This is a genomic window from Pseudomonas sp. FG36, assembly GCF_057809275.1.
Window position 1 is genome coordinate 1 of sequence record NZ_JBMDJQ010000094.1, and the last position, 357, is coordinate 357.

Here is a 357-nt window from a genome sequence, read left to right on the forward strand (position 1 = left end):
TGTATGGACCGGACACATGGTGGACACGTGTGCGGAGACATGGTTGACACTTTTCGGCAAGCAATCTGCCGGGAATACGACCATGCCTTGGAACGCGAGAGATGCCATGAGCTTAAGAGAAGAGTTCGTTAGCCTGGCCAATCACCCGGACGCCAATATGAGGGAGCTATGCCGCCGGTTCGGCATTAGCCCTCAGACGGGTTACAAATGGCTCAATCGATTTCGACAGGACGGCTTACTCGGCTTGCAGGAGCGCTCTCGAAAGCCGGCCGTCAGCCCTCGCAAGACTCAGCCTGGGCTAGGCCATCCGTAAGGAGCACTCCACGTGGGGTGGCCGAAAGATCAGTCACCTGCTTG

The 357-nt window shown here is 57.4% G+C and carries 1 pseudogene; it reads left to right on the forward strand.

Annotation, left to right across the window (positions count from 1 at the left end):
* Nucleotides 1–82 precede the first annotated feature (82 nt).
* Nucleotides 83–357 (forward strand): annotated as a pseudogene (locus ACODS9_RS26575) (helix-turn-helix domain-containing protein); the annotation flags it as partial.